Here is a 25,701-nt window from a genome sequence, read left to right as displayed (position 1 = left end):
TGCCAAGTACCTAAACACCAACATCATTTAGCACTATCCTTTGAAACGGAAACAAGACTATTAATACGGTCATGCAGATCAAGTGGAGCCATGAAAATGTAACGCACCCCAGAAAGCTCCTTATTAAGAAGTTTCATATCACTTAGAGCCAACAAATCAGTTCTAGCGGTTTGCGTTGCCACACCATGAACCTTTTGATGTCCTTGGATTGTATATTCTGCCCCGGCGTTTTTTAACGCATGCGTAAGTAGCGCAATTTGCCGATGATTGAGTCGATTTCGAAGTGCTGGCGAAGTAGAAAGTGTTCTATCAACAGCGCGCTGTTGCTCAGATATTTTGGATACATGCTTATGGAATTGTTCTATAGCTCTTCGAATAATTTCAAGCTGATGAATAACAAAGTATGAAGTATCGTTATCATCAGTTTCTGTATGAAGATATGCTTTGACATATTGAGAAGGCGCTTTTCGTAGGAAATGAGAAATAGATACATATTCCATGAGCCAATATCCACTTCTAGCCATTGACCAATAAAAAAGTGTCCGCGCTGTCCGACCGTTGCCATCTACAAATGGATGGTCATATCCGATCATAAAGTGAAGCAATATCGCTCGCACCACTGGATGGATAAAAGGTGTGGAATTTTCATCGGCATTTGCAAAATCACATATGGCCTTCAAGCGACCTTCCAACTCAGTATGTGGAGGAGGATTGTGAATTACGGTGCCATCCCGATTATCAATAACTTGTATGTCATTGGCAGTTCGCAACCGACCAGAATCCATTGGGTCGTCCATGGTGTTCTCTGTCAAGATTGCATGTAAATTGAGAATCCGATCAGGGGTTAGCGGATCTTTATACATGTTTCTGACAGCCTCCATAGCTCTGAAATTATTGAAAATCATGTGCTCGCTATGATCTTTAGGTTTTCGTCCTTGCCTCAGCATTGACTCGGCAACTTTTCGTGTTGTTGAGGCACCTTCGAGCTGACTTGAAGTAATAGCCTCTTCAATAAATGAGTTCAGCAAATATCGCTGTTGATGCTCCTTAGTCGGCAACTCTTTATTAAATGACGATAGAATTTTCCCTCCTGCCTCTTGGTCTATATGATGAAGATGCATTAGCACTGGTTCTGCCATTGCTGTAACAAATGGTTTGCCTAATTTGTTCAGTAAGGGCAATGGTCGATATAACGCTGATCGTGCAAATTTTATTGCGACCCACCAAGATTCGGTAGTCAATCCATCAGGTGGTGTGCGATATCTAATCTGATCCCAATGCCAATAATGATTGTCCAGTACTACGCTTCGACTCTCATATGCTTTAGCTAAAACATTCCCATTTACTTTCTTAAGTAACGATTTCAGATCAGGGGGCGCAAGTGGTAGTTTCATAGTGTTTTATTTAATAACCTATAGTTTCAGTCTACTAGCAACTTATATAGAAGCTACCTTTAGCTACAAAAATTTACTAATGCTAATTTGTAGATTGATTAGCAGTTATTAGCAATATACATAAGGTGGTTATTCCCGTCTACTAATTGCTGCTAATTTAGCACTAAATTAGCAGCAATTAGTAGACGGTCAAAACTTCATCGAGAGAATCAAAGGAGAGATTATTGAACCCAAAAATAGAAAGCAGCTAAAAGGGTCAGCTTGAGCTAACCCGCATTTAACGGACACTTTTAATAGTAGACAATACTACAGGAGGTGTCAGATGGGAAAAGAGATACAGAAGGTCAACGCGGAACGCAAACGTCAGCGCTACAGCAAGGAATTCAAGCTTGCGGCGGTCAAGCTGCTGCAATCTGGTGCCAACCGCATTCATCAGTCACTCGACTACCGCACCCCGGATGAGGTGGAGAGGTTGTACTATGGTGCTTAATTTAACTGTCCGTGAAATCGGGGTTAGCTCAGCTTCGAATTCGCCTCAGCCATCCCCCCCGATTTGACACGCATATAGCACATTGCTATATTCATCCCCAATGAACGTCATCAAGAAGAAAACACTGGATGGCTTTGCCGCTCGCCACGCCGATGTTGCGGAGGCGCTGGCGAGCTGGCGAAAGATATTCGAGAAGTCGGATTTCACAGATATCCATGCCGTGCGCGCCGTGTTGCCGACTGCGGATTTTGCCGACCCGTACACGGTGTTCAACATCAAGGGCAACAACTATCGGCTGATAACGATCATCCACTACCGGTTTGGGCGGGTCTATATCAAGGAATTTTTCACCCATGCCGAATACGACCAGTGGAACAAAGATCGCAAAAGGAGCAAACGAAAATGAGCATAGTCGCTGAACGTCATCTCGATCTCGCATCGGTGCAATCCGCCTGGCAGGGATTGAACAAGCTGGTGCCGCTCGGACCGATCACGAGCAAGAAGGATTATGAGCGCCGTGTGCAGGTGATGGACGAGTTGCTGGATCGCATCGGCGCGAATGAATCGCACCGGCTGATGCCGCTGCTCGACCTGATCACCAAAGAGGTCGAAGCCTATGAAACAAAGCAGTTTGCGCTGCCCGATGCCTCGCCTGCACAGGTGCTGGCTTTCCTGATGGAAGAACACGGGCTCAAGCAAACCGATCTGGCCGCAGAGCTGGGCGGGCAAAGCATCGTCTCCGCCATCCTGAACGGCAAACGCGAACTCAACACACGGCAGATCAAGGCACTGGCTGAACGCTTCAAGGTTTCGCCAGCGGTGTTCCTGTGATGGGTGACACAATCCAAGGTACCGGAGACGAATTGATTTCCGCTACGCCCAAGCCCGCGTCAGCATCTCATCCATCGCAGCAGTAATACGGTCGCCTTCTTGTTCAAGTGCGGCAATCTTTTCGCCGAGCTGATCGGTGGCGACGGAGACGATCTCCAGCGGATGCAGCACCACTTCGATTCCTTCGACCATAAGAACCGGGTTCAGCGGCGACCCGGCCAGCGATGGTTCATTGTCGAGATGGCTGCGGCGTACCAGGGGAATGACGACGCGGCGGCGGTAGCTGTCGAACAGGGATGATTGAACGATGACGACATAGGGAATGGCTTCCCGCTGTTTGCCGATGTTCCGGTGAACGTCGAACTGTGCCATTACAGCGTGGAGTGTTCGTCGGCAAACGACCCGGAACGCTCGTTGAAGGTATTCCACGCTTCCGCCGCGACTTTGGCGTGATGGACTTTTTCTTGCCGCACGCTATTCTGTTTCAATACGTAGTCGGCCAATAATTGCTCGACCACGCCGGAGAGATTGTTGGTCATTCCTTTGGCCTGAGTGACCAGCTCTTCGTTGAGCGTCAGGTTGACCGGGCGCTTACGTGCATGATTGCTTTGCTTTGATTTCATGGAGAATCTCCTTGTGCGCATGGTATGCGCATCACGGTGGTTTGTGAAGCACATTTTCCTTCCCGCTCCATACCCGCCAGATTTCCGCTCTCCCGGATTTCCTGTACCTTGGGCATAATCGCAACGGGGATCGGATACGATGATTGCAAAGGGGATAGCATGACCAACACCGACTGGATCGACCGCAACGAATATCCGTTCGCTTCGCACTATTTCCAGACTGCGGCGGGTCGCATGCATTACGTGGACGAAGGCAGCGGCGAGGTGGTGGTGATGCTGCACGGCAATCCGGCGTGGTCGTTCCTGTACCGCAAGCTCATCAAGAAACTCGCCCCTCTCCCCACCCCTCTCCCGCAAGCGGGAGAGGGGGTAAGCTACCGCTGCATCGCGCCCGACCACATCGGCTTCGGCTTGTCGGACAAGCCTTTCGACTGGAGCTACCTGCCGGAGGAGCATGCGAAGAATCTCGAAGCGCTCATCGAGCATCTCGGTCTCAAGGACATCACGCTGGTGGTGAACGACTGGGGCGGCCCCATCGGCATGCATTACGCGGTGAACCATCCGCACAACGTTAAACGGCTGGTGGTGCTGAACACCTGGGCGTGGCCGGTGGATGACGATTTCCACTATGTATCGTTCAGCGCGATGATGGGCGGGCCGATCGGACGCTTCCTGATCAGGCGCTTCAACTTCTTCGTCACTTCGTTCATGCGCGTGGCGTTCGGCGACAAGCGTAAACTCGAGGAGCATGCCCATCAGCATTACAAGGCCGCGCTGCCCACGGCGGAATCGCGCAAGGGTTGCCACGTCTTTCCGAAGCAGATCATCGCTTCCACGCCGTGGCTGGCACAGTTGTGGAGCAAGATCGGCACGCTGAAGGACAAGCCGACGCTGTTCGTGTGGGGCATGAAGGATGTGGCGTTCCGCAATAAGGAGTTGCAGCAGTGGCAACGTGCATTGCCCGATTCACGCACGGTGGAACTGCCGACCGTGGGGCATTTCGTTCCGGAGGAAGCACCGGAAGAATTGGGCAAGGCAGTGACCGAATTTCTCGCCGGGGAGACATGTCATGACTGACCGCTATTTCACCAAACAGACCTTCGCCTTCCTCTCCTCCCTCGCGGAGAACAACGAGCGTGAATGGTTCGCCGCGCACCAGCAGGAATACGAAACCCTGGTGTGCAATCCCGCGCTGGACTTCATCAGCGACATGTCGGACGAGATGCCGGCGATCTCGCGCCACTTCCTCGCGCAACCGAAGAAGGTCGGCGGTTCGCTGATGCGCGTGTATCGCGATACGCGCTTCAGCCGGGACAAGACGCCGTACAAGACCAACATCGGCATCCAGTTCCGCCACGAGCTGGGCAAGGATGTGCACGCGCCGGGCTATTACCTGCACATCGCGCCGGACGAGTGCTTCGTCGGCGTCGGCCTGTGGCACCCCGAAGCGGATGTGCTGTTCCGGATTCGCGACGCGATCGTGAAGAAGCCGGAGGCATGGCTGGCGGCGCGCGACGATGCCGCGTTCGCCGGGCATTACGAACAGGTCGGCGATGCGCTCGCCAATGCGCCGCGCGGTTTCGCGAAGGAGCATCCGCTGGTGGAGGACCTGAAGCGCAAGGATTTCATCGGCCTCGCGCCGCTGACCCGGACGGAAGTGACATCGGCCGGGCTGCGCCCGCTGGTGGTGGAGCGTTTCAGGCAGGCCGCGCCTTATATGCGCTTCCTGTGCCGGGCGCTGGATCTGCAGTTCTGAAAATGCCGGGTACATATAGTCTTGTCGTTCCCGCGCAAGCGGGAACCCGGTCAGATAAAGGCACTGGATCCCCGCTTTCGCGGGGATGACGACTCATTCAATGGATTACCAAGTCCAACAGGCAGGGAGGTGAACATGAGACTACGCGTATTGATCCTGGGGCATGGCCGGATGGGGCAAGCGATGGAATACCTGCTGGCCGCGCGGCACGATGTGCGCATCTGGGACGTCGGCGGCGTGCTCAGGGGCAGCCATGCGACGCTGGAGGAGGAAGTCGCCGAAGCGCAGGCAGTGCTGTTCTGCCTGCCGGTGAACCCGCACCATGAGATCGCAAGCCGCATCGAGCCGCATCTCGCAAAAGACAGCCTGTGCCTGACCATCGCCAAGGGGCTGGACGAATCGGGACGCACGGCGGCGCAGGTGTTCGAGGCCGCGTTCGGCAACCGTCATCGCTACGGCGTGATCTACGGCCCGATGATCGCGGAAGAACTCGGCGCGGGACAGCACGGCTTTGCCGATGCGGTGCTGTCCGACGCGGCGGATTTCGAAGCGATGGAGAGCCTGTTCCACGGCAGCACGCTGGTGTGCCAGCAGGCCAGCGACCTGCATGGCCGGAGCTGGTCGGTGATCCTGAAGAACGTGTACGCGATCCTGTTCGGCGTGGCGGACGAGCTGAAGCTGGGCAAGAACATGCGCGGCCACCTGATGGTCGCGGCGATGGCGGAACTGTCAGGCATCGTGCAGGCCTTCGGCGGGCAGGCGCACACGCCCTACAGTTACGCCGGGCTGGGCGACCTGATGACGACGGGTACCAGCGAGGATTCGCACCACCATACGCTGGGACGCAAGCTGGTGCGCGGCGAGTGGTCGGATATCTCCGGCGAAGGCGTGCATACGCTGCGGATGGTCGAGAAGTTCGGCCTGTTCGACTGGCGCGCGTACCCGCTGTTCTCGCTTTCGCACGACCTCGTCAGCGCGCCGGAGACGCTGCCGGAACGCGTCGAAGAATACCTGAAGACGCTGCGCGGCCTGGAGAGTTGCCCGATCTGAAGCGCTCCCCGGCGGGGCGCACAACCCATCCGGGTGATTGATTTCCATTGCCGCACGATGCAGGATGCCATTCCTGAGATCTTCCGGTTCCCGCCATGATCGAGTACATCTTTTTCGAAGCGACGTTGCGCGACAGATTCGTCGCGCATGCCGGACAGCGCGGTGTGTCGTGCAAGCTGGTCGACGATCCGATGGGTATGGTGGTGGAGATCCCCGAAGACCTGCCGGATGAACTGTCGGACGAGATCGAGGCGTTCTACGACAGTCTGGAGAAGGAGCAGGAAGGCATGAGCCTCGCCGGGGGCGAGTTGCACCGGCTGGCCGGTTTCGGTTTCAGCCTGCCGGACGGACAGGCGCGACTGGTACCCGTCAATACGGACATCGCGAACCGGTTGATGGCGAACTTCACGTTCGACGAGATCCGCGAACTGTTCGATTCGGTGGCGCGCTACGCGCTGGAGCCGCCCAACGAACATCTGTGCAGGATGCTCGCCGAGCAGATCGCAAAAAGAGAAGCGTAAACCCGCGCCCACCGATCTCCCGCATCGGGCTGCAGGCCTTTGTTTCAGCCAGTCTGCAAGGAACATCCCATGCCGCGCATATAGTTGAACGATACACTCTGGCATAGCGTGCCGATGGATTTTTTTCCCGAAAGAAATATGCTAAATTTCCACCGGGTCGAAATTTTTCACCCTTTTATAAACCACTTGGAGGAGGCCTGAATGAGCATTTTGACTACCATACTTATCGTTATCGGAATCGCTACAGTCATAGGCATCGTCGTGGCGACAGTGACTGAAAAGATGAGGGACTAAGCAACATCCTGCGGGCCCGGCCGAACGAAGCCGGGCTCGCCCCGTACCGCAGCATCCTCCGCAACTGACACGCCCCCGCACGGGCTAGGGTCGTACCCGTGCAGATGGCGTGTCGATTCGTTTTCATCCCTGCATTTTCATTTGTACCATGCCGGAAACTGCTGTTTCAGGCGCTCCAGCTTGGGGCGGTCATGGACGTAGATATAGGGATTGTGCGGGTGCAGCGTCGCAAAATCCTGATGGTAGTCCTCTGCGGGATAGAACACCGGCAACGCATCGACCCGCGTCACGATCTTTTTCGGATAGACGCGCGCCGCATCCAGTTGCGAGATGTAAGCCCGCGCGATGCGCTGTTGCCCGTCATCCGTGGTGAAGATCGCAGAGCGGTACTGCGGGCCGGTATCCGGCCCCTGCCGGTCGAGCTGGGTCGGGTCGTGCGCGACCGCGAAGAATATCTTCAGCAACCGGCCGTAGCTGACCTTGGACGGGTCGAAGACCACCTGCACCGATTCGGCATGGCCGGTACTGCCGCCGCTCACCGCATCGTATCGCGCCGAGTCCGCCGTGCCGCCCGCGTAGCCGGACGTGGCAGAGACCACACCCTTCACATGCTGGAACACCAGTTCCACGCCCCAGAAGCAACCGCCCGCGAACACCGCGGTCTGCTGCGTCGATCTCGCGGCGAGCGGCGCATCAACGACGGGATCGGGCAGGCGGGCAAGCTGTCCGTCGGCAAAGGCCGGTGCGGTCAGCAACCCTGTCAGGATAAGGACAAGCAAGCGATGCATGATGTGCTCCTTCCGGCTTCCGCCTCAAGAGCCGAAAGTGAAGGCGTACGCCTCCAGCCCCGGCTCGTTCGTTTCGATCTCCAGCATGCCGCCCTTCACCGCCTGCTGGTCGACCAGTTCATACAGCGTGTTGCGCTCGACGTTCAACACGCCCGCGGGCGCATCCTTGCCGGCGTTGCCACCGACCGGCTCGCCGTTCAGCCGGATATTCGCGCGCAGCGGTCTGCCGCTGGCGCTGCCGAGCACCAGGAACACCTTGCGCGCCTTGAAGTTCAGGCGCAGTGCCGCGCCCTGCCCCGCCGCGACGATGCGCTCGGCTTCGATCTTCCAATCACCGCGCAGCGCCCAATCGTCCTGCCCGAGCGACGCGGGAAAACTGTAGCGTTGCACTGCGTCCAGCGCAGGGTCTTCCGGGCTGGAAAAATTGCGTGCGCGCTCGTAACCCAGATAGGTTTCCGGTGTCTGTTCCGCAGAGAACGCGGACGCTTCCGCCATGACGGTCTCACCCTTCTCATCCAGCCCGAGCAGGTAGCGGATGTTGTTCTCCGTCACGTCGTATTCGCCCTCGCCGGAGTGGGTATAGACCACCTTGCCCTCGCGGTCGATCAGGTAATGCGCGGGCCAGTAGCGGTTGCTGAAGTTGCTCCAGGTATCGAGTTGGTTGTCCTGCGCCACCGGATACCGGATGCCGTGTTCCGCGATGGCTGCCTGCACGTTGTCCGCCTTCTTCTCGAACTCGAACTCCGGCGCATGCACGCCGACGATGACCAGACCCTGATCGCGATACTTGCGATCCCATGCGGTGAGGTAGGGCAAGGTGCGCACGCAGTTGATGCAGGAGTAGGTCCAGAAATCCACCAGCACCACCTTGCCTTTCAGCCCCGCCATGGTCAGCGGTTCGGAATTGAACCAGCGATCGATACCGGTGAACTCCGGCGCGGCATAGGGTTTGTCCAGACCGTGTTGCAACTTCAGTTCGCCGCGCGCCACTTCGGTGCGTTGGGCAGACATGAACAAGGACTCGATGTTCGCTCCCGATGCGATCCATGCCACCGAGGCCAGGATCAGCACGCCGAAACCGCGCCGCACCGCTTCCGCATGGCGCGTGAGAAAACCCAGCTTGTGCATCAGCCTGCGACCCGTCAGCGCGATGATGAGCATGGGGATTCCCGCCCCGAGACCGAACGACAGGATGACCAGATTGCCGGCGAAGTCACTCTGCTGGCGGATCACCTGCACCAGCACGGCAGCGAGGATGGGGCCCGCGCACGGTGTCCACACCAGCCCGATCAGCGCACCGATACCGATACCGCTGAGCAGCCCTTCACCGCGCGCCGATGCCAGCGTGTTGCCGAAGTTCGCCGCGCCCTGCGTCAGCGCACTGAAACGTTCGGACAGTTTCTCCGACAACAGCACCAGACCGAACAACGCCAGCAGCACCAGCGACACATCGCGGATCACATCCAGGTCGATGCCGAGCAGCGCCACCAGCTCGCGTGCCGCGATGGCGAACAGGCTGAACGCCAGCACGAAGCCGATGATGATGCCGTATGGCCTGCGCTTGCCGCCGTCCACCGAGGCGGCCAGCACCAGCGGCAGCACCGGCAGGATGCATGGGGAAACGATGAGCGCCAGCCCTTCCAGGAAGGCAAGGCCGATGTCGAGCGAATTCATATCAAGCTTTCTCCGGCACGAACCTCAACACCGCGCCGTTGTTGCAATAGCGGAGACCGGTCGGCTGCGGTCCGTCCTCGAACACGTGGCCGTGATGACCACCACAACGCGAGCAGTGATACTCGGTACGCGGATAGATCAGCTTGTAGTCGGTGCTGGTCTCGACCGCGCCGGGCAGCACATCGTAGAAGCTGGGCCAACCGGTGCCGCTGTCGAACTTGAAGCGCGACGGGAACAGCGGCTGGTCGCAGCCGATGCAATGGAACATGCCGCTGCGCTTCTCCTTGTCCAGTGCGCTGGTGAACGCGCGCTCGGTCCCTGCCTGGCGCAGGATGCCGTATTGCTGCGGTGTCAGCCGCTGCTTCCATTCCGCGTCGCTCAGAACCAGTCTGTCGCCGCGTTGTGCCGCAAACGCGCTGCGCCCGAGACCGGGCAACAGCATCAGGCCTGCGCCGCCGGCTACCAGTGTGATGAATGTGCGTCTGTCCATGATGTTCGCTCCGCGTGTGATCGTGTTCCTGACTGTTGATTCGGATGCGGCCGCGAAAAAGTTACTTGGCGAGCGCATCGTTGGTGCCGCCACTCGAAATCACCGCTCAAGCAAAGCGCCGTTGTAGGAGCCCGATTTATCGGGCGATAGCCAATCTTGAAATCGCCCGATAAATCGGGCTCCTACACTTAAGCATCAATCTTTTGCAGCTTTAAGGATGCGCTGATCAAGTCGTCATTCCCGCGCAAAGGGGTAAGCAGGCAAGCCGCGTAGCGGCGGCTCGCAAAGCGGGAATCCAGCTTATTGATTCGACCGGGTTCCCGCTTTCGCGGGAACAACGAAAACAGACTTGTTCAGCGTTTCCATAATTTATGACTGCCGTGTAATCCTCGCATCCTCAATTACATTCGCTGCATGGGGCGCTTTTCCATCTTGTCGTGCTCCATCATCTTTTCCTTCTCCATCGCCTTCTCTTTCTCCATCATCTTGTCCTTCTCCATCATCTTCTCCTGCTTGTGCTTCTTCTTCATGTCGTGCTTCTTTTCCTTCATGCCCTTATCCATCTTGTCCTGCTTCATTTCATCCTTCTTCATCATGGCGCCTTCCATCGCGCCGTTGTCCATGGAATCCTTCTTCATGCTGCCCTTTTCCATCTTCTGCATGGACATCGAGCCGTGATCCATATCGTCCATGGCCAGTGCCGCGCCACCGGACGCAGCCAGACAAAGGGCGATCAAGGGGGTGTAGATTCTGTTCATTTGAGTCTCCTGTATAAAAAGATGGCATCATTGCCACGGAACAATCCGACCGCCCCGTGCAACCATTGATTCGGGGCAAGCCCGGAAAAAGTTACATGCGATGACGAATGAGACCGGCAACCTGGAAACGCTGATGCGACTGTCGCTGGCAGGCGACCGGCAGGCCTACGCGGAACTGCTGCGCGAGACCGCGCGCCTGCTCAGGCCGTTCCTGTCGCGACGCCTCGGTTCCGGCAGCGAAGTGGACGACGTGCTGCAGGAGATCCTGATCTCCATCCACAAGGCCCGCCATACCTATGACGGACAGCGCCCCTACCGGCCGTGGGCCTTTGCCATCGCGCGCTTCCGCCTGCACGACCACCTGCGCGCGCACTACGCTGACCGCCTGCACCATGCGCAGGACATCGCCGAACTGGAAAATGATCTGCACGAAGATGTAACCGAATCAGCCCTCAGTTACGAATCCATCAGCGGGGAGGTCGAAAAACTCCCCGAAAAGCAGGCCACCATCCTGCGGCTGATGCATCAGGAAGGCTACACGGCGAAGGAAACAGCGCAGAAGATGGGCATGAGCGAATCCGCGGTAAAGGTTGCGGCGCACCGCGCATACAAGATACTGAGACAGAGACTGGAACGATGAGCAAAGACCTCGAACAACTGGTGACGGAACTGGCCGGCGACGCGGAAAAGATCGCGCCCGCGCCTCACCCCTACCTGCTGGGCCTGAAATGGATAACCGCGGCGTTCGCCTACCTGGCCGTGTCGCTGTCGCTTTCCGGCCTGCGCCCCGACCTGGCGCAAGCCCTGCAACAGCCGTGGTTCGCCGCCGAGCTTGCCCTGTTGCTGCTGGTCTTCATCGCCACCTCAATCAGCGCCGCATTGCTGGCCTTCCCCGACCTGCACCAGAAACGCTGGCTGGCGTTCGCGCCGGGGGCGCTGTTCGCGCTGTTCGTCCTGCTGCTGCTATCCGCCTGGCGCGCCGACGTACCGCCCGCACCGCTTCCGGTGCACAGCATCGAATGCACACAGGACATCACGCTGCTGTCGCTGCTGCCTGCCGCATGGGTGTTCTTCCTGCTGCGCGGTTATGCCAGCACGCACCCGCACTGGGCCGGCAGCATCGCGCTGCTGGCCGCATTCAGCGTCGGCGCTATCTGGCTGCGACTGTACGAAATCAACGACTCGATCATCCACGTCATCCAGTGGCACTACCTGCCGATGCTGGGGGTGGCGTTTTTCGGGTGGATAGCGGGGAAATACGTTCTGAAATGGTGAGGTAGTCTCACCACATTCCTTCCCGAACTCCACCACCGGAAGATATGGCTGGCCTGCGAAATATATAGGCCATTCGGCATATTGCTAATGCAAGACAATTCTGAAACACTCCCATCCGCAGGGAATTAGATTTGCGAAACCGCGGCTCCGATGATTCTGAAAAGAATTCGACTCCGGTACCTTTAGTTGATCGCGAACCTGATCGAGTAATTTTGGAGGTTTAAGCGTGGTGCTTTTATCTGAAGAATTAGGGGTTGCCATAATTTCACCTCAAATGAAAACAAGGCATTGCAGCGTGGATGCCAGATTGTACACCGCGAAGGTGCCTTTCCCGGCATTTTTTAGGGTGTCTACTTTACGTTCAGCTGGATAGGTTGCGGCGTAGCAAGCGGGAGGAAACAGGATTGGTGGTAACACAAGCCGCCCAGATTCATGAACTGCAGTAATTGTGATAGCGTGCGAAGCGATGTTCGCACTGCCGCATAAAGCGAGCTTTGATGTCGGACAGTCGAGCCAACGCTTCGCGGCCTTGAATAAAATCATCGCGAATTTTCTGGAAGGGAATTGGTAATGCCCGCTTTACTGCTCTTTCCATATACAAGCCGCCCCCTCTCCCGCCGAACGTTCGTTCAAGCGGACACCGTTCGCTTTGCTCACGGCTACGCCCCACTGGTGCGGGCGCTGCCAACCACAAATCATGTTGGCATCGCACTGCCCCGCACTGCGGGGGTGCCGCTTAACTATATTCGTTGGGCATTGAAGCCTTAAAGAGGAAATTATGAAAAGCACAGGATCATGCGAATACTGCAAAAAAGCCGTGGCAGAAAAGGCTTTGCCAGAAACAGCCAAGCCGATCGGTGATGACGTGATAATACGTACAGCCATTGGCCGTGGTCATGACCAAACAGCCCATAATTTTTCCCAATGTTCTGAATGTGGTTCTGTGTGGGTATCTCTTGTTGACAGCGGCGCTGGTGGTCACGGCCGTTTTCATCGCTGCTTAACAACCGGTTTGTTTTAATGCCCAACCCTACATACGAGAAGACCTGCGCAAAAGCGCGGCGCCCCTCAATTCCACATTTGGCTCTTGTACCTATCGTTTCTTGATTTTTTGAACTATGAAAACATCGCCATCACCTCTACCACCATTCGCCGAGCTTCGACCAGACTTGCTTAAGGAGTGGAATACCGAGAGAAACATAGGTCTTGATCCAAACTCATTTTCTGCTGGCAGCACACGAAAGGTCTGGTGGCGATGCACTGTTAATCCTCGCCACGAATGGGAAGCGATGATTGGGAATCGCGCACGAAAAGGCAAAGGTTGTCCTTTCTGTGTAGGTCAACGAACCCTACCCGATGAGACTTTTGCGGCTCTTTACCCTAAACAATTGCGCGAGTGGCACCCCACAAAGAACGCGCACTTAAATCCTGCAGTACTGTCACCCTCCAGCCAAGAACGGATATGGTGGCAGTGCAGCGTTGATCCCAGCCATGAATGGGATACCATGCTCTTCGTTCGCACCAAACGTGGTGACAAGGGGTGTCCATTTTGTACCGGAAGGCGGGCTTCCACCGAAAATTCACTAGAGACAATGTTTCCTGAAGTAGCTGCCGAATGGCATCCGACAAAAAATGGAGACATGACTCCGCGCGATGTGTTGCCAAAGGCTCACAACCGTGTATGGTGGAAGTGCAAGACCTGCCTTTTTGAGTGGCAAACCGCCATAAATATGCGGACAGTAAATAAGTCCAACTGCCCTCTCTGTTCGCGTGATTCGGGAGCGGTAGGCTCGAAACGGACACTACTTGAAAAGCAAGAGGCCGCAGAAGCCACATACGACTTCGATACGGAAGACACGTTGGTGTTCGACTACCGTGCTATCCAGACGTTGCTGACTTCGCGCGTAAAAATCACTCCTGAACTTAAAAAAATCGAGTCGGCTCTGAGCGCAAGGCTAGTTCTAAAAACCAACTACCAGCCTTACTACCAAAGAAACTACGTATGGGATACGGAGAAACAGACTTACTTCATTGAAAGCGTCCTAATCGGAACCGAAGTTCCCCCCCTGATTTTTTACGAGAAGAGTGACGGTTTTGAAGTGATAGACGGGCGTCAGCGCTTTGAAACCTTACTTCGATTCCAGAACAATCAACTTCAACTAAGCGCCAAGGGACTCAGCGTACGGCTTGACCTTGCACAGTTGCGATTTAAAGACTTAACCCCGCAAGATCAGGAAGCATTTTTCGAATCCAAACTCCGTTTGATCCAATTTGCCGTTGTCGACTCCGATGCCGTGGGTGAACGCCCTCAAGACATGCTGAAGAAGGAAATATTTCGTAGGTATAACTCGGGAATAACACCTTTGAAACAGGTCGAGGTGGATCGGGCGATTTACATTGAGGATGAACCTACCCAATTCATCAAAGAAAAACTTAGGCAGAATTCTTCGCTATACGGCATTTTCAGTTCACTGTTTTTGACGGGGAGCGCAGAGGCATCCGAGGCTAATCCGACCAACTTGGAAAAGGCATTGCAAGAAGTGCGATTCCTTCTTGTGTGCGCGCAAATGCCTATTCTATCTACCCGAAAGAAAGAATCGCTGCATAAGTTTTACGAGTGGTACAGCGAGAACAACCAAGACGCACATGCGATTTACCGTGAATTTCTCAAGCATGTGACTCTGGTAGACAAACTTCGTGCACGATTGCTGGAGGCTGGATGGGGCGTGAGCAGATTCTGGAACGAAGTCATGTATTGGGCAGCGGCAATAATGGAACGTGAAGGAAAGGGGGCTAATCGTCTTCTTGACGAAGGTGTCGCGAGTAAACTGATAGAGCTATATGCACAGAACGAACTGGCGTATGCCCCAGGCGAAGGGCAGTTTTTATACGGTCAGTTCTTGCACCGTTACTCGACCATCGCAGGTTTTATTGAACGGGAATTTGGACTAACGCTTGGGAGCTATCTAAGGCAACGTAAACAAGTCGGCCAACCTGAGACTGCACCTGCTGTCGAAGACAGTGATACGCAAGTATTTTCGCGGATTGAAAAGCAAGACCCAACGTCGCTCAATGTTGAGGATATTTGTAAGGACATTAAGCGAAGCAGATTTATGCTCCGCCCCTCGTATCAACGAGGAGAGGTAATCAACCGAGCAAAATCCAGTGGCATTATTGAAAGCATTCTCCTGGGAATCAAACTTCCGCCCCTTTACGTATTTCGTCGCAATGACGGCGTGTCTGAGGTTATTGATGGACAACAGCGCATTCTTTCTATCCTCGGCTTCTTAGGCCAACCGTTTTTAAACGAAAACAACGATCAGGTTTTCTCAGAGAAAAATGGTTTTCCACTAAGTCGACTTCGTATCCTTGACCATTTGAATGGCAAGTCATTTGGTGAGCTCGATCCGTCACAACAGGAACGTATTTGGGATTTTGGATTATCAGTCATCGCCATCGAAGAGCGGTTTAATCCAGGATTTAGCCCGGTTGACCTATTCATACGCTTAAATAGCCGCCCATATCCGATCAAGGAGAACACCTTTGAGATGTGGAACTCCTATGTTGATAAAGAGATTATTGATCTCATCAAAAAGACGGTATCGAACTGTGGCAATTGGTTCTACATAACCCGACAGAATGATCGCATGAGGAATGAAGAGCTTGTAACGCTCCTGTCGTATCTTGCTTTTACTCAAGTCGCACGCAACGGAAACAGAGCGCCTCTGGAAAGTGTGATCGATGTCTTTCGAAGGAGCTCTGGAATAAATGTGCGCGTTAAGCAAAAGACAGCGATAACTCGCGTACTCGACAATGCAACAGCTTTACCGGAAACAAAAGCAGATGTCATCGAAGCGCTCAAGAGAACGGATAGCTTCATTCGTAAGATACGAACACTCTTGATTGATGAAGATGCCGAACATGTTGAGAATGTTGAAGAGTATCTGAATGCGCAACTGACCCGTCTGTTCAATGTGGCCGGAACACGTTACTACGTGAGGAAGCTAAAGGACTTCTACGCCCTTTGGTACATCACATACGATCTAGGTAAAGAGGTATTGGTTCGCAGGCGAGCGGAAATACGTGGGGACGTGGACAGCCTATTCCAACTTATGCGGGAAGAATCCGCTGACGAAGATGGCGATACGACCGATTTCCTTGCCCGCGTTGAAAATTTCCGGAAGAAGTATGCGACCGAGGATCGCAAATTGAAACTGTCAATTCAAGAGAAGCGCGACATGATCCGCCGCCAAGGCAACAAGTGCCCGCTTTGCGGGGAGTACCTCTCTATACATGACGATTCTGAGGGTGACCACATTGTGTCACTCGCCGCTCAAGGAGCAGACGGCCATGAAAACCTTCAGGTAACCCACATGATATGTAATCGAAAGAAGGGGGTTTCCGGTTGAGGTTCTGTGCGATACCAGAAAAGCCCAACCCGGCAGTCGAGAGGGACTGCGCAAAAGCGCGCAGCCCCTCACTTTTACGTTGGGCACCGCACTTTCGAAGCGTCGATGGCAAACTTGGCAATTTACTCAGGGAATTACATGCCTAAAGAGATCAATAAGCTCCTACTAACAGCATTATTTTCTTTAGTAGTCGCCATACAACCGGGCATTGCTGACGAAATACTTAAGCCAACTGCTGACGGTGATCTGTTAATTGAGGCAATCGAAAAGGGTGATGAGGTTCATGTTGATGAGATTCTTTCAAAGAAAATAAACCCAAACTCGAGGGGACACAAAAATCAATTCATGAGTCCTCTAAAAATTGCTGTTAGTAAAACTAACAGGCATATCGTAGAAAGCTTGGTCAAGTATGGCGCGGATATAAAAGAAAGGGGAGTCGTCTGTTTTTCGATAAGCAATGCTGAAATGACCGAGCTGCTAATATCACTGGGTGTAGATATTCATGGTGCTGCCTGCGCATACAACTCCCCAATGCATGCAGCTATTAATTCAGAATCCCTAAATACTGCTGAATTGCTTCTCAAACATGGCGCTGATATCAACGATCAGAACAACATGTTCAAGCGAACTCCACTACAAGGTGCTGCGCTTTATGGGAGAACGCAGGCGGTCAAATGGCTTATTGAGCATGGCGCCGATGTAAATCGTCCAGACTCTCAAGGGCAAACCGCAATTTTGATTGGTGCCTCTTATAAAGGTAACGCTGAAATTCTCAAGATGCTGCTTGATCATGGCGCAAGTCTGCCTCCTCAAGAAATTCCGAAAATGACCCAGAGTGCTTGTCGCGCAGGAAGTCTTGATGTCCTGGAATTTTTTAGCGCCAAGGGAATTAGTCCAGATTTTGATGCCTGCTATTCGGCATTGGCTTATCTTCCCGCGCCCAATCAGGACTTACTTAAGTGGCTGACTGCTCGAAGCAAGATAAAAAACATCCAAGTGGGCAAGGAATCAATGCTTCATGTAGCAGTAGAAAATAACAGTATGGAAATCACCAAATTGCTTATTGCCTCAGGTGCAGACGTAAACATTAGAGGTGAATTTGGCAGACCACCATTGGATGGGGCTATATGGCATCGGTTTAAAGAATCAATAAAGAAAGCTGACTACAAGGAAATGATTTCTCTACTGGCTCGTCATGGTGCCGACTTGAATATCAAATATGGTCCCAACAAAAGAACTGCGCTGCACGAGCTTGTCGATGGGGCAGGCTGTGATGATCCAGAAGGGGTATGGAAAGAGCAATGCAAGAGCCTAGCCGAAACAGCTGGCGTACTAATAGCATCCGGAGCAGATGTTCATGCTCGTGATGCAAGCGGAAACACCCCGCTTCATCTCGCGGCGAATGCAAATAGCATTTTGTTGATAAAAATACTGATCGCTCATGGCGCCGATCTGACCGCAACCAACAATATGGGGCACACGCCCCTCATGTACTCAATGACTAGAGCGAGTTGGGGTAAAACAATAAATCGAGAACTCCTTATGATCGGAGCCCTGGTTTCACTTGAAAACAACATCGGAATCAAGCATGACTGGGCAAGCCTGAAAAATGTTGCCAGCAAAATATATGACTCACGAGATAAACAGCAAATTCTCACTTTGCTTGACCAGTTAGAGAAAAACCCATTGGAAGCTTCTCAAGGTGATAGCCTGGAAAAAGCTGTCAATAAAATTATTGATGAATCACCAAAAACAGTGAAGGAAAAACTGGAATCCTGCGATCCAAAAATCGCAGTAGCCGCAGCCGATGAACTTATAAAAAGCCCAAGCATGCTAAAGGAGCCATTAGAGCTATTCAGCCCAGCCTTCGTTCTATTTCTGAATGGAAAAAAGGATGACGCGGTATTCTGGTTCTACGCTGCTCAGTTACGTGTTCGATATCAACTTGTCTTTGAGAAAGGTGACCGGGGGCAACTTCTATCGGTAATGATGATGACCATGGGGGCGGCTATTAACAATTATGCATTTCAGGATGTCTCGAACCTTAGTCGGATATTGGATCGCGTATTGGAATGGGACAAAAAAACACCGAATCCATTTCACGACAGAATTAAATCGAAAGAGGACGATAAGCAGCTTGAACAGGTTTACTCTGGCTTTCGCGATCTGAAAACTAAACTTGTTGCCGAGAAAGATGATTTAGAGCAAAAAGCCAGGCTGGCAGCTCCGCAAATTCAAGCAATGAATACCGAGTTTGTTAATCGTTGCCGCAAGTCGGCCCAACAAAGCGCTCCAAGGGACGCGCCGCAAGCGGCGCGCCCCTGAGCTCCACGTTGGGCACTTAGTAACTGAACGTTGGTTTCTCTACATAAGGAAAGAAAAAATGAAACGCTGGTTCTTTGCAGTAGGAGTGATATGTGTGGCGGCGTCATGGCCAGTTTTGGCTTTGAACGCAGAGCCAGTCATGGTGCGAATCCCGGGGCGCGACTTTGAGATTGGAAAATATGAGGTAACTCAGAGGGAATGGCGCGATTTAATGGGCAACAATCCAAGCATGAAGAAATGTGGAGATAATTGCCCGGTAGATAGTGTGAGTTGGAACGACGTACAGGATTTCATTAAGAAGCTTAATGCAAGTACCAATAAGCGATACCGATTACCGACGGAAATTGAGTGGGAGTATGCCTGCTACGGTGGGAATCAGAGTGAATTCTGCGGCAGTGCCAATATCGACACGGTGGCTTGGTACAAAGGCAACAGTGATAGCAACACGCACCCCGTAGGGTTGAAGCAAGCCAATGGTTATGGTTTGTATGATATGAGCGGAAATGTGTGGGAATGGATGCAAGACTGTTCTGACAGTAAGTGTGGTAATAGTGTGCTTCGTGGCGGGTCGTGGTACAACGATCCACAGTACATGCTAGTTACAACGCGCTATGTCGCCAATACTGTCAACCGAGTTGGCTTTTATGGTTTTCGCTTGGCCAGAACACTCCCCTGAGCGAAGCAAAGTAGGTTATGAATGTTTTCAGGCCGCCTATTTTGCAGCAGCGATGCCCAACCCGGCATTCGAGCGGGACTCGCCGAGAAGCGCGGCGAGCCCCTCAATTTTACGTTAGATTGCTCATGATCTACCTCAACTGTTCAGGTGTTCGCTTCGGTTCGCAACTAGACGAAAAGCATTTGTTCGAGTGGGCGCGGGAAATTTCATGCGTCATCGGATGGGAACAGGACACCCTTGTTGTTCGGTCTCGCCGAGTCTCTGAGGCAGCCTTGCGCGATCTTCTCGCACTTTTTTGGCGGTACAACATTCCTATGGCGCAATTGGCGCAGTTCCGTAACAGCAATAACGAGGCTTGGTTTGCCAGCCCAAAGATGTACTGGCATGAGAAAGTTTTCAACCCGCAATCTAACCCTACGCTCAAGCGGGACTGCGCAAAAGCGCGCAGCCCCTTAGCTCCACTACAAGGGCTTCCCCAAATTCTCAAGCGGTTTTGATTTTCTATTTCATTGCCATTCTCCGTTTCGTTTCAATTCGCGCTGCTTGCATCGTGCGAGAAGGTGAAGGACTGCTAAACTACAAACGGTCATGTTGGGCTATCGCCCGGACCCTGATGAAAGACGCGCGCCGGGGCCTCAATCGTTAGTCGGGTTTAACTTCTCCCCATGAAGCTAACCAGGCTCTCCCGGCGCGGGTCCAACCCGCTTCACATCAACGCTGGCAGTGCATCGGTGATTCCTTGTCGCCGCACGGCGGCGCTTCTGTCCTTTCAGGTTTCTTCTTTCTGGCAGACGGTTTTGTTTTTTTGTTCAGACCGTGCCCGGTTCCAGTTTGAAATCTTCGCCGTACCTCAGCACCGCCCACGCCAGCCTCGCATTCTTCGCCGCGATTGCGATCACCGCACGCCAGTAGCCGCGCCGTTCCTGCAATGATCTGGCCCAGCGGCTGAAACGATCCTGTTTGTCGCCGAGGCTGTTGAGCACGGCGCGTGCGCCCATGACGAGCAGGCTGCGCAGGTAGTTGTCGCCGGCTTTGGTGATGCGTCCGAGGCGCGCCTTGCCGCCACTGCTGTATTGGCCGGGCACAAGGCCGATCCATGCCGCCACCTGGCGTCCGCTGTTGAAGTCGTGTCCACTGCCCATGCTGGCGAGCAAGGCGCTGGCGGTGGTTGGGCCAATGCCGGGGAGTTTCATCAGGCGCTTGCTGCGTTCGTCATCGCGTGCGGCCTGGGCGATGGCGCGGTCGTATTCGGCAATGCGTTCATCCAGCCGGTCGGCATGGGTGAGCAGGTCGGCTACGCAACGGTTGGCGTAGCCCGGCAGGTCTTCCAGATGCGCGCCGATCTCGCGGCGCAGGCAGGCCACTTTTTGCGGCAGGACGATGCCGAACTCGGCGATGAGGCCGCGCAGGCGGTTGTAGCTGGCGGTGCGTTCTTCGACGAATCCCTGTCGGGTGCGGTGCAGACACAGGATGATCTGTTGGTGTTCTTCTTTGATCGGGACAAACAGCATGGCCGGGCGCGTGACGGCTTCGCAGATCGCTGCGGCATCTGCCGCATCGTTCTTGCCGCGCCGGCCTGTCATGCGGTAGGGCGCAACGAACTTCGGGGCCATCAGTTTGACGGTGTGTCCGTGTTGCCGGAACAGCCGCGCCCAGTGGTGCGCACCGGAACACGCTTCCATGCCGATCAGGCAGGGTGGCAGTTGTGCGATCAGCGGTAACAAGTCCGCGCGTGAAACTTTCGGTTTGACCAATACTGGCTTGCCGTTATCATCTACGCCGTGCACGGCAAATACGTTCTTGGCGAGATCGATTCCTACGGTGATAATGTTCATGGACTTCCCCTTTCGTGGTGTTGATGAAATGATCAGAATTCCATCATGGCACTCGTTGCCGTCTGCGGAAACTTCTCCGCTGCCTCGGGACGGGGAAGTCCCTTTCATTCGTTATGCCTATGGACAAGCATAGAAAAATAATCGGCAACATTTACTTCGGCCTTGGAGTAATCCTCTTAGTGCTTCTTGCGCTGACTTGGAAAAATAGCTCTGAGAGCATTGAGCAAACAGTAGGCAGTTCTTTCTACCTAATTGGCATTGTTGCAATCATTCCATTTCTTGCAGCCGGAGTTTCACTATTGGGAAATTTTCGCAGGGCGCACTGGGTTTGTTTGCCGATTTCTGTGTTGTTCTTATTTTCCTTCCCTATTGGCACTATCATCGGAGGGTACTACCTTTGGTTTTATTGGAAGCTATCCAAGAGTGCGGCATAACCCTGCGGTCAAGTTCGCCCTTCGGGCTGGGACTGCGCTAAAGCGCAGCCCCTTACCTTCACGTTCAGCTGGATAGGTTGCGGCGTAGCAAGCGGGAGGAAACAGGATTGGTGGTAACACAAGCCGCCCAGATTCATGAACTGCAGTAATTGTGATAGCGTGCGAAGCGATGTTCGCACTGCCGCATAAAGCGAGCTTTGATGTCGGACAGTCGAGCCAACGCTTCGCGGCCTTGAATAAAATCATCGCGAATTTTCTGGAAGGGAATTGGTAATGCCCGCTTTACTGCTCTTTCCATATACAAGCCGCCCCCTCTCCCGCCGAACGTTCGTTCAAGCGGACACCGTTCGCTTTGCTCACGGCTACGCCCCACTGGTGCGGGCGCTGCCAACCACAAATCATGTTGGCATCGCACTGCCCCGCACTGCGGGGGTGCCGCTTAACTATATTCGTTAGGGTTACCAATGGATTCCAACGATTTAGCACTATTAGAAAAGCTCGGTGTTGAGGGCGTACTCGCTGAAATGGCAAAGGGCGAAGGAAGGCTTGGTCGCCCTGGTTCCGAAGTGCGCGAGGAAATTAACCATTGGCTTGCGGCTAAAATGTTGGCACGGCAAGAGGCTTCTTCGGCGGCTAATCTTTCCATTGCCCGCAACGCAGAGCGTTGGGCGATGTGGGCAACAATTATCGCTGTTATAGCAATAGCAGTTGGAATTAAAGACCAAATAATTTCGCTTTTCATATCATGACTCTCCGAATAAAAAACCCTAACCTTGCAGTCAAGAGGGACGGCGCAAAAGCGCGCCGCCCCTTACTTTTACTACAAGGGCTTCCCCAAATTCTCAAGCGGTTTTGATTTTCTATTTCATTGCCATTCTCCGTTTCGTTTCAATTCGCGCTGCTTGCATCGTGCGAGAAGGTGAAGGACTGCTAAACTACAAACGGTCATGTTGGGCTATCGCCCGGACCCTGATGAAAGACGCGCGCCGGGGCCTCAATCGTTAGTCGGGTTTAACTTCTCCCCATGAAGCTAACCAGGCTCTCCCGGCGCGGGTCCAACCCGCTTCACATCAACGCTGGCAGTGCATCGGTGATTCCTTGTCGCCGCACGGCGGCGCTTCTGTCCTTTCAGGTTTCTTCTTTCTGGCAGACGGTTTTGTTTTTTTGTTCAGACCGTGCCCGGTTCCAGTTTGAAATCTTCGCCGTACCTCAGCACCGCCCACGCCAGCCTCGCATTCTTCGCCGCGATTGCGATCACCGCACGCCAGTAGCCGCGCCGTTCCTGCAATGATCTGGCCCAGCGGCTGAAACGATCCTGTTTGTCGCCGAGGCTGTTGAGCACGGCGCGTGCGCCCATGACGAGCAGGCTGCGCAGGTAGTTGTCGCCGGCTTTGGTGATGCGTCCGAGGCGCGCCTTGCCGCCACTGCTGTATTGGCCGGGCACAAGGCCGATCCATGCCGCCACCTGGCGTCCGCTGTTGAAGTCGTGTCCACTGCCCATGCTGGCGAGCAAGGCGCTGGCGGTGGTTGGGCCAATGCCGGGGAGTTTCATCAGGCGCTTGCTGCGTTCGTCATCGCGTGCGGCCTGGGCGATGGCGCGGTCGTATTCGGCAATGCGTTCATCCAGCCGGTCGGCATGGGTGAGCAGGTCGGCTACGCAACGGTTGGCGTAGCCCGGCAGGTCTTCCAGATGCGCGCCGATCTCGCGGCGCAGGCAGGCCACTTTTTGCGGCAGGACGATGCCGAACTCGGCGATGAGGCCGCGCAGGCGGTTGTAGCTGGCGGTGCGTTCTTCGACGAATCCCTGTCGGGTGCGGTGCAGACACAGGATGATCTGTTGGTGTTCTTCTTTGATCGGGACAAACAGCATGGCCGGGCGCGTGACGGCTTCGCAGATCGCTGCGGCATCTGCCGCATCGTTCTTGCCGCGCCGGCCTGTCATGCGGTAGGGCGCAACGAACTTCGGGGCCATCAGTTTGACGGTGTGTCCGTGTTGCCGGAACAGCCGCGCCCAGTGGTGCGCACCGGAACACGCTTCCATGCCGATCAGGCAGGGTGGCAGTTGTGCGATCAGCGGTAACAAGTCCGCGCGTGAAACTTTCGGTTTGACCAATACTGGCTTGCCGTTATCATCTACGCCGTGCACGGCAAATACGTTCTTGGCGAGATCGATTCCTACGGTGATAATGTTCATGGACTTCCCCTTTCGTGGTGTTGATGAAATGATCAGAATTCCATCATGGCACTCGTTGCCGTCTGCGGAAACTTCTCCGCTGCCTCGGGACGGGGAAGTCCCTTTCATTCGTTAGGCATATATGGCGCTACTTGATACTTTTAGCGGTTCTGTTGCAGTTGGATGCCTTGGAAGCTTCATGATTTATGCGGGCAAGATTGCTACACGTAAGGGGGCTGAGTTCTATCGCGAACTTTTCAATAGAGATCCCATACGCACTACATCCTTTGATCTGTTGCTTGCCTTTCTCCAACGCCCAACATTAAATCCGGTTGTGTTTGGCATTACGCTTTGGTTGGGAGGGTGGTTCTTCGCACTACTGGGCTTCTTAAGTGCATTTGCTCGTTTTCATGAGTATTGATATGCCTAACCCGGCAGTCGAGAGGGACTGCGCAAAAGCGCGCAGCCCCTCACTTTTACGTTGGGCCCAATACTTAAAGTCGGAAGACAAATTGAAAAATAAAACCAATGTCATTTTCACCATTCTCATAATCACATTTGTTTCTATCGTGGTTTCCGTACAGCCGGGATTAGCTGATGAAGTACCCAAGCCGACTGTATCGAAATACAGCACGACTCAGTCAAAACCAGCCACTTCGCCTTTTACAGAAATCCAACTCAAAAAGCTCGCCAACCATTGGAATGACCCTAAGACGAAAATCACAATTCCTCCTCAATATGCGATATCACTTGGATTGACTAAGGGCGATGAAAAAATTTATGGTCGATGGATTTCTGGCATAAATGGGAGCAGATCACGCATTCACACTTTTGTTCGGCTCGATAACGGGCGCGGCTACTTTTTGTCACGTGAAGGGCCGATGGGTGAGAATGCTTTGGAGATACACGATTATTGGGTTGATCTTGGCTTCAAAATTATCGCCGCGATCTCAGTTTCCAAGGCCAATGGGATAGCAGTTCTTCCTTTGCATGACGCGCAGATAGAGCTTCAAGAGGAATTCAATGGCTGGGCTGTGATCGCCGATGAACTGCCTACCAGGAGGTACAACAGCCGTGGAGGTCAATTGTATCCATCGGAAAAGGGCGACTTCGAAAATGAGTGACGCCCAAGCGTATTTGTCATGGTTAGTCGCCCGAGGCCCAACCCATCATTCGAGAGGGACAGCCCAAAAGCGGGCTGCCCCTCAATTCAGACGTTGGTCGAGATAGACAGCTAGAGGGCAGCCGAAAAGTTTAGTGCAGGGAAAGGGGATGTATAAATGGCTGCCCTACCAATCAAAGGGGTCAGCATGAGCTACCCCCCTTTAATCGCTTTAATCTCGGATCCCTTTAATCTCGCAAGTCCGGTGAATTCAAACGTTGGTGGGGAGCAGGTATTTCGGAGTAAAATCAGGCCGTTCGCAAATTGAACAGGAGGACAAGATGAATTTCACCATAGAACAGGAACAAGAGTCTGACGGTCGCTGGTTGGCGGAGGTCATGGAGTTGCCTGGTGTCCTTGCTTACGGCGCAACCTCACTGGAAGCCGTATCAAAAGCTGAGGTTCTCGCACTTCGCGTAATTGCGGAACGGCTTGAGCACAGCGAAAGCCGTCCTTTTCCTATAAATATTTCCCTGCCGATTGCAGCATGAGCCAATGGCCGTCGGTTAAAGCCAAGCGCCTTCTTGCTGCGCTGCTTCGGCTTGGCTGGCAGATCAAGCGACAATCCGGTTCGCACAAAACACTTATCCGTAATGATTGGCCTGATTTTGTTTTCGCCTTCCATGATGGCGACGAGATAGGCCCGAAAATGTTGGCGCGCATAGCAAAGCATACTGGCCTATCTCCAAGTGACCTTTAGACCCAACCCGACATTCAACCCGGACTCCGCAAATACCAAAGGT

Annotated in this window: 29 protein-coding genes; 20 read left to right on the top strand and 9 right to left on the bottom strand. The window is 53.8% G+C overall.

Features of this window, described 5'->3' with window-relative positions; genetic code table 11:
- Positions 1 to 23: 23 nt before the first annotated feature.
- Positions 24 to 1,394 carry a Fic family protein gene (locus IPM27_00680; protein MBK9160082.1) on the bottom strand — a complete coding sequence of 457 codons (1,371 nt, stop codon included), beginning with the start codon at positions 1,392 to 1,394 and terminating at the stop codon, positions 24 to 26.
- A 322-nt stretch (positions 1,395 to 1,716) separates the two neighbouring features.
- Between IPM27_00680 and IPM27_00675 the strand changes: the two genes are divergently transcribed.
- The 3 genes from IPM27_00675 to IPM27_00665 all read left to right on the top strand — a co-directional run bounded on the left by IPM27_00675 (position 1,717) and on the right by IPM27_00665 (position 2,715).
- Entirely contained in the window at positions 1,717 to 1,884 is a 168-nt protein-coding gene (locus tag IPM27_00675) for a hypothetical protein (GenBank protein MBK9160081.1), read from the top strand.
- Positions 1,885 to 1,984: 100 nt separating this feature from the next.
- Positions 1,985 to 2,290, top strand: coding sequence for a type II toxin-antitoxin system HigB family toxin (locus tag IPM27_00670; GenBank protein MBK9160080.1), 306 nt, complete (start codon positions 1,985 to 1,987; stop codon positions 2,288 to 2,290).
- Positions 2,287 to 2,715 carry a helix-turn-helix domain-containing protein gene (locus tag IPM27_00665; GenBank protein ID MBK9160079.1) on the top strand — a complete coding sequence of 143 codons (429 nt, stop codon included), beginning with the start codon at positions 2,287 to 2,289 and terminating at the stop codon, positions 2,713 to 2,715. Before IPM27_00670 ends, IPM27_00665 begins: the two co-directional genes overlap by 4 nt.
- Before the next feature lie 42 nt (positions 2,716 to 2,757).
- Here IPM27_00665 and IPM27_00660 read toward each other — a convergent pair whose 3' ends face one another.
- On the bottom strand, positions 2,758 to 3,087 hold the full coding sequence (locus IPM27_00660) for a CcdB family protein (protein ID MBK9160078.1): 330 nt from the start codon (positions 3,085 to 3,087) through the stop codon (positions 2,758 to 2,760).
- Entirely contained in the window at positions 3,087 to 3,338 is a 252-nt protein-coding gene (locus IPM27_00655; GenBank protein ID MBK9160077.1) for a type II toxin-antitoxin system CcdA family antitoxin, read from the bottom strand. Before IPM27_00655 ends, IPM27_00660 begins: the two co-directional genes overlap by 1 nt.
- A 159-nt stretch (positions 3,339 to 3,497) precedes the next feature.
- Here IPM27_00655 and IPM27_00650 point away from each other — a divergent pair, with 159 nt between their 5' ends.
- The 4 genes from IPM27_00650 to IPM27_00635 all read left to right on the top strand — a co-directional run bounded on the left by IPM27_00650 (position 3,498) and on the right by IPM27_00635 (position 6,665).
- Complete coding sequence (locus IPM27_00650) at positions 3,498 to 4,415, top strand: alpha/beta fold hydrolase (GenBank protein MBK9160076.1); 918 nt, start codon at positions 3,498 to 3,500, stop codon at positions 4,413 to 4,415.
- Positions 4,408 to 5,094 carry a DUF2461 domain-containing protein gene (locus IPM27_00645; GenBank protein MBK9160075.1) on the top strand — a complete coding sequence of 229 codons (687 nt, stop codon included), beginning with the start codon at positions 4,408 to 4,410 and terminating at the stop codon, positions 5,092 to 5,094. Before IPM27_00650 ends, IPM27_00645 begins: the two co-directional genes overlap by 8 nt.
- Before the next feature lie 135 nt (positions 5,095 to 5,229).
- Positions 5,230 to 6,144, top strand: coding sequence for a hypothetical protein (locus IPM27_00640; GenBank protein MBK9160074.1), 915 nt, complete (start codon positions 5,230 to 5,232; stop codon positions 6,142 to 6,144).
- A 95-nt stretch (positions 6,145 to 6,239) separates the two neighbouring features.
- Positions 6,240 to 6,665: a hypothetical protein gene (locus IPM27_00635; GenBank protein MBK9160073.1), complete on the top strand. Its 426-nt coding sequence runs from the start codon at positions 6,240 to 6,242 to the stop codon at positions 6,663 to 6,665.
- A gap of 431 nt (positions 6,666 to 7,096) precedes the next feature.
- Here the strand turns inward: IPM27_00635 and msrA are convergent, their stop codons facing one another.
- From msrA to IPM27_00615, 4 genes are all read right to left on the bottom strand, one after another.
- Complete coding sequence (msrA, locus tag IPM27_00630) at positions 7,097 to 7,747, bottom strand: peptide-methionine (S)-S-oxide reductase MsrA (protein MBK9160072.1); 651 nt, start codon at positions 7,745 to 7,747, stop codon at positions 7,097 to 7,099.
- 24 nt (positions 7,748 to 7,771) lie between these two features.
- The gene (locus IPM27_00625) at positions 7,772 to 9,421 is read right to left on the bottom strand and encodes a cytochrome c biogenesis protein DipZ (GenBank protein MBK9160071.1); all 1,650 of its coding nucleotides are present in this window, start codon (positions 9,419 to 9,421) and stop codon (positions 7,772 to 7,774) included.
- 1 nt (position 9,422) lies between these two features.
- Entirely contained in the window at positions 9,423 to 9,911 is a 489-nt protein-coding gene (msrB, locus tag IPM27_00620; GenBank protein ID MBK9160070.1) for a peptide-methionine (R)-S-oxide reductase MsrB, read from the bottom strand.
- A gap of 401 nt (positions 9,912 to 10,312) precedes the next feature.
- Positions 10,313 to 10,669: a hypothetical protein gene (locus tag IPM27_00615; protein MBK9160069.1), complete on the bottom strand. Its 357-nt coding sequence runs from the start codon at positions 10,667 to 10,669 to the stop codon at positions 10,313 to 10,315.
- A 100-nt stretch (positions 10,670 to 10,769) separates the two neighbouring features.
- Here IPM27_00615 and IPM27_00610 point away from each other — a divergent pair, with 100 nt between their 5' ends.
- The 7 genes from IPM27_00610 (at position 10,770) to IPM27_00580 (ending at position 19,851) form a co-directional block, all read left to right on the top strand.
- On the top strand, positions 10,770 to 11,309 hold the full coding sequence (locus tag IPM27_00610) for a sigma-70 family RNA polymerase sigma factor (GenBank protein ID MBK9160068.1): 540 nt from the start codon (positions 10,770 to 10,772) through the stop codon (positions 11,307 to 11,309).
- Entirely contained in the window at positions 11,306 to 11,944 is a 639-nt protein-coding gene (locus tag IPM27_00605) for a DUF1109 domain-containing protein (protein ID MBK9160067.1), read from the top strand. The genes IPM27_00610 and IPM27_00605 overlap by 4 nt, the downstream gene beginning before the upstream one ends.
- 778 nt (positions 11,945 to 12,722) lie before the next feature.
- On the top strand, positions 12,723 to 12,965 hold the full coding sequence (locus tag IPM27_00600; protein MBK9160066.1) for a hypothetical protein: 243 nt from the start codon (positions 12,723 to 12,725) through the stop codon (positions 12,963 to 12,965).
- Positions 12,966 to 13,062: 97 nt separating this feature from the next.
- Positions 13,063 to 16,353 (top strand): DUF262 domain-containing protein, encoded by a 3,291-nt coding sequence (locus IPM27_00595; GenBank protein ID MBK9160065.1) that lies wholly within the window; start codon positions 13,063 to 13,065, stop codon positions 16,351 to 16,353.
- Positions 16,354 to 16,491: 138 nt separating this feature from the next.
- Positions 16,492 to 18,678: an ankyrin repeat domain-containing protein gene (locus IPM27_00590; protein MBK9160064.1), complete on the top strand. Its 2,187-nt coding sequence runs from the start codon at positions 16,492 to 16,494 to the stop codon at positions 18,676 to 18,678.
- 58 nt (positions 18,679 to 18,736) lie between these two features.
- Complete coding sequence (locus IPM27_00585) at positions 18,737 to 19,354, top strand: formylglycine-generating enzyme family protein (GenBank protein MBK9160063.1); 618 nt, start codon at positions 18,737 to 18,739, stop codon at positions 19,352 to 19,354.
- 125 nt (positions 19,355 to 19,479) lie between these two features.
- On the top strand, positions 19,480 to 19,851 hold the full coding sequence (locus IPM27_00580) for a hypothetical protein (protein MBK9160062.1): 372 nt from the start codon (positions 19,480 to 19,482) through the stop codon (positions 19,849 to 19,851).
- Positions 19,852 to 20,163: 312 nt separating this feature from the next.
- Here the strand turns inward: IPM27_00580 and IPM27_00575 are convergent, their stop codons facing one another.
- Positions 20,164 to 21,189 (bottom strand): IS110 family transposase, encoded by a 1,026-nt coding sequence (locus IPM27_00575; protein MBK9160061.1) that lies wholly within the window; start codon positions 21,187 to 21,189, stop codon positions 20,164 to 20,166.
- A 119-nt stretch (positions 21,190 to 21,308) separates the two neighbouring features.
- Here IPM27_00575 and IPM27_00570 point away from each other — a divergent pair, with 119 nt between their 5' ends.
- Complete coding sequence (locus tag IPM27_00570; GenBank protein ID MBK9160060.1) at positions 21,309 to 21,623, top strand: hypothetical protein; 315 nt, start codon at positions 21,309 to 21,311, stop codon at positions 21,621 to 21,623.
- Positions 21,624 to 22,087: 464 nt separating this feature from the next.
- Positions 22,088 to 22,372 carry a hypothetical protein gene (locus IPM27_00565; GenBank protein MBK9160059.1) on the top strand — a complete coding sequence of 95 codons (285 nt, stop codon included), beginning with the start codon at positions 22,088 to 22,090 and terminating at the stop codon, positions 22,370 to 22,372.
- Between the two features lie 419 nt (positions 22,373 to 22,791).
- On the opposite strand, the gene IPM27_00560 is transcribed toward IPM27_00565, so the two are convergent.
- Complete coding sequence (locus tag IPM27_00560; GenBank protein ID MBK9160058.1) at positions 22,792 to 23,817, bottom strand: IS110 family transposase; 1,026 nt, start codon at positions 23,815 to 23,817, stop codon at positions 22,792 to 22,794.
- A 121-nt stretch (positions 23,818 to 23,938) separates the two neighbouring features.
- Here IPM27_00560 and IPM27_00555 point away from each other — a divergent pair, with 121 nt between their 5' ends.
- From IPM27_00555 to IPM27_00540, 4 genes are all read left to right on the top strand, one after another.
- A complete protein-coding gene (locus IPM27_00555) occupies positions 23,939 to 24,217 on the top strand; it encodes a hypothetical protein (protein ID MBK9160057.1) in 279 nt (92 codons plus the stop codon).
- Position 24,218: 1 nt separating this feature from the next.
- Positions 24,219 to 24,920 carry a hypothetical protein gene (locus IPM27_00550; protein ID MBK9160056.1) on the top strand — a complete coding sequence of 234 codons (702 nt, stop codon included), beginning with the start codon at positions 24,219 to 24,221 and terminating at the stop codon, positions 24,918 to 24,920.
- 319 nt (positions 24,921 to 25,239) lie between these two features.
- Entirely contained in the window at positions 25,240 to 25,449 is a 210-nt protein-coding gene (locus IPM27_00545; GenBank protein ID MBK9160055.1) for a type II toxin-antitoxin system HicB family antitoxin, read from the top strand.
- Positions 25,446 to 25,658: a type II toxin-antitoxin system HicA family toxin gene (locus IPM27_00540; GenBank protein MBK9160054.1), complete on the top strand. Its 213-nt coding sequence runs from the start codon at positions 25,446 to 25,448 to the stop codon at positions 25,656 to 25,658. Before IPM27_00545 ends, IPM27_00540 begins: the two co-directional genes overlap by 4 nt.
- The last annotated feature ends 43 nt before the right edge of the window (positions 25,659 to 25,701 follow it).

Source organism: Nitrosomonadales bacterium, from assembly GCA_016716325.1.
GTDB lineage: Bacteria > Pseudomonadota > Gammaproteobacteria > Burkholderiales > Gallionellaceae > Gallionella.
This window is presented reverse-complemented; position numbering and strand designations above follow the sequence as displayed.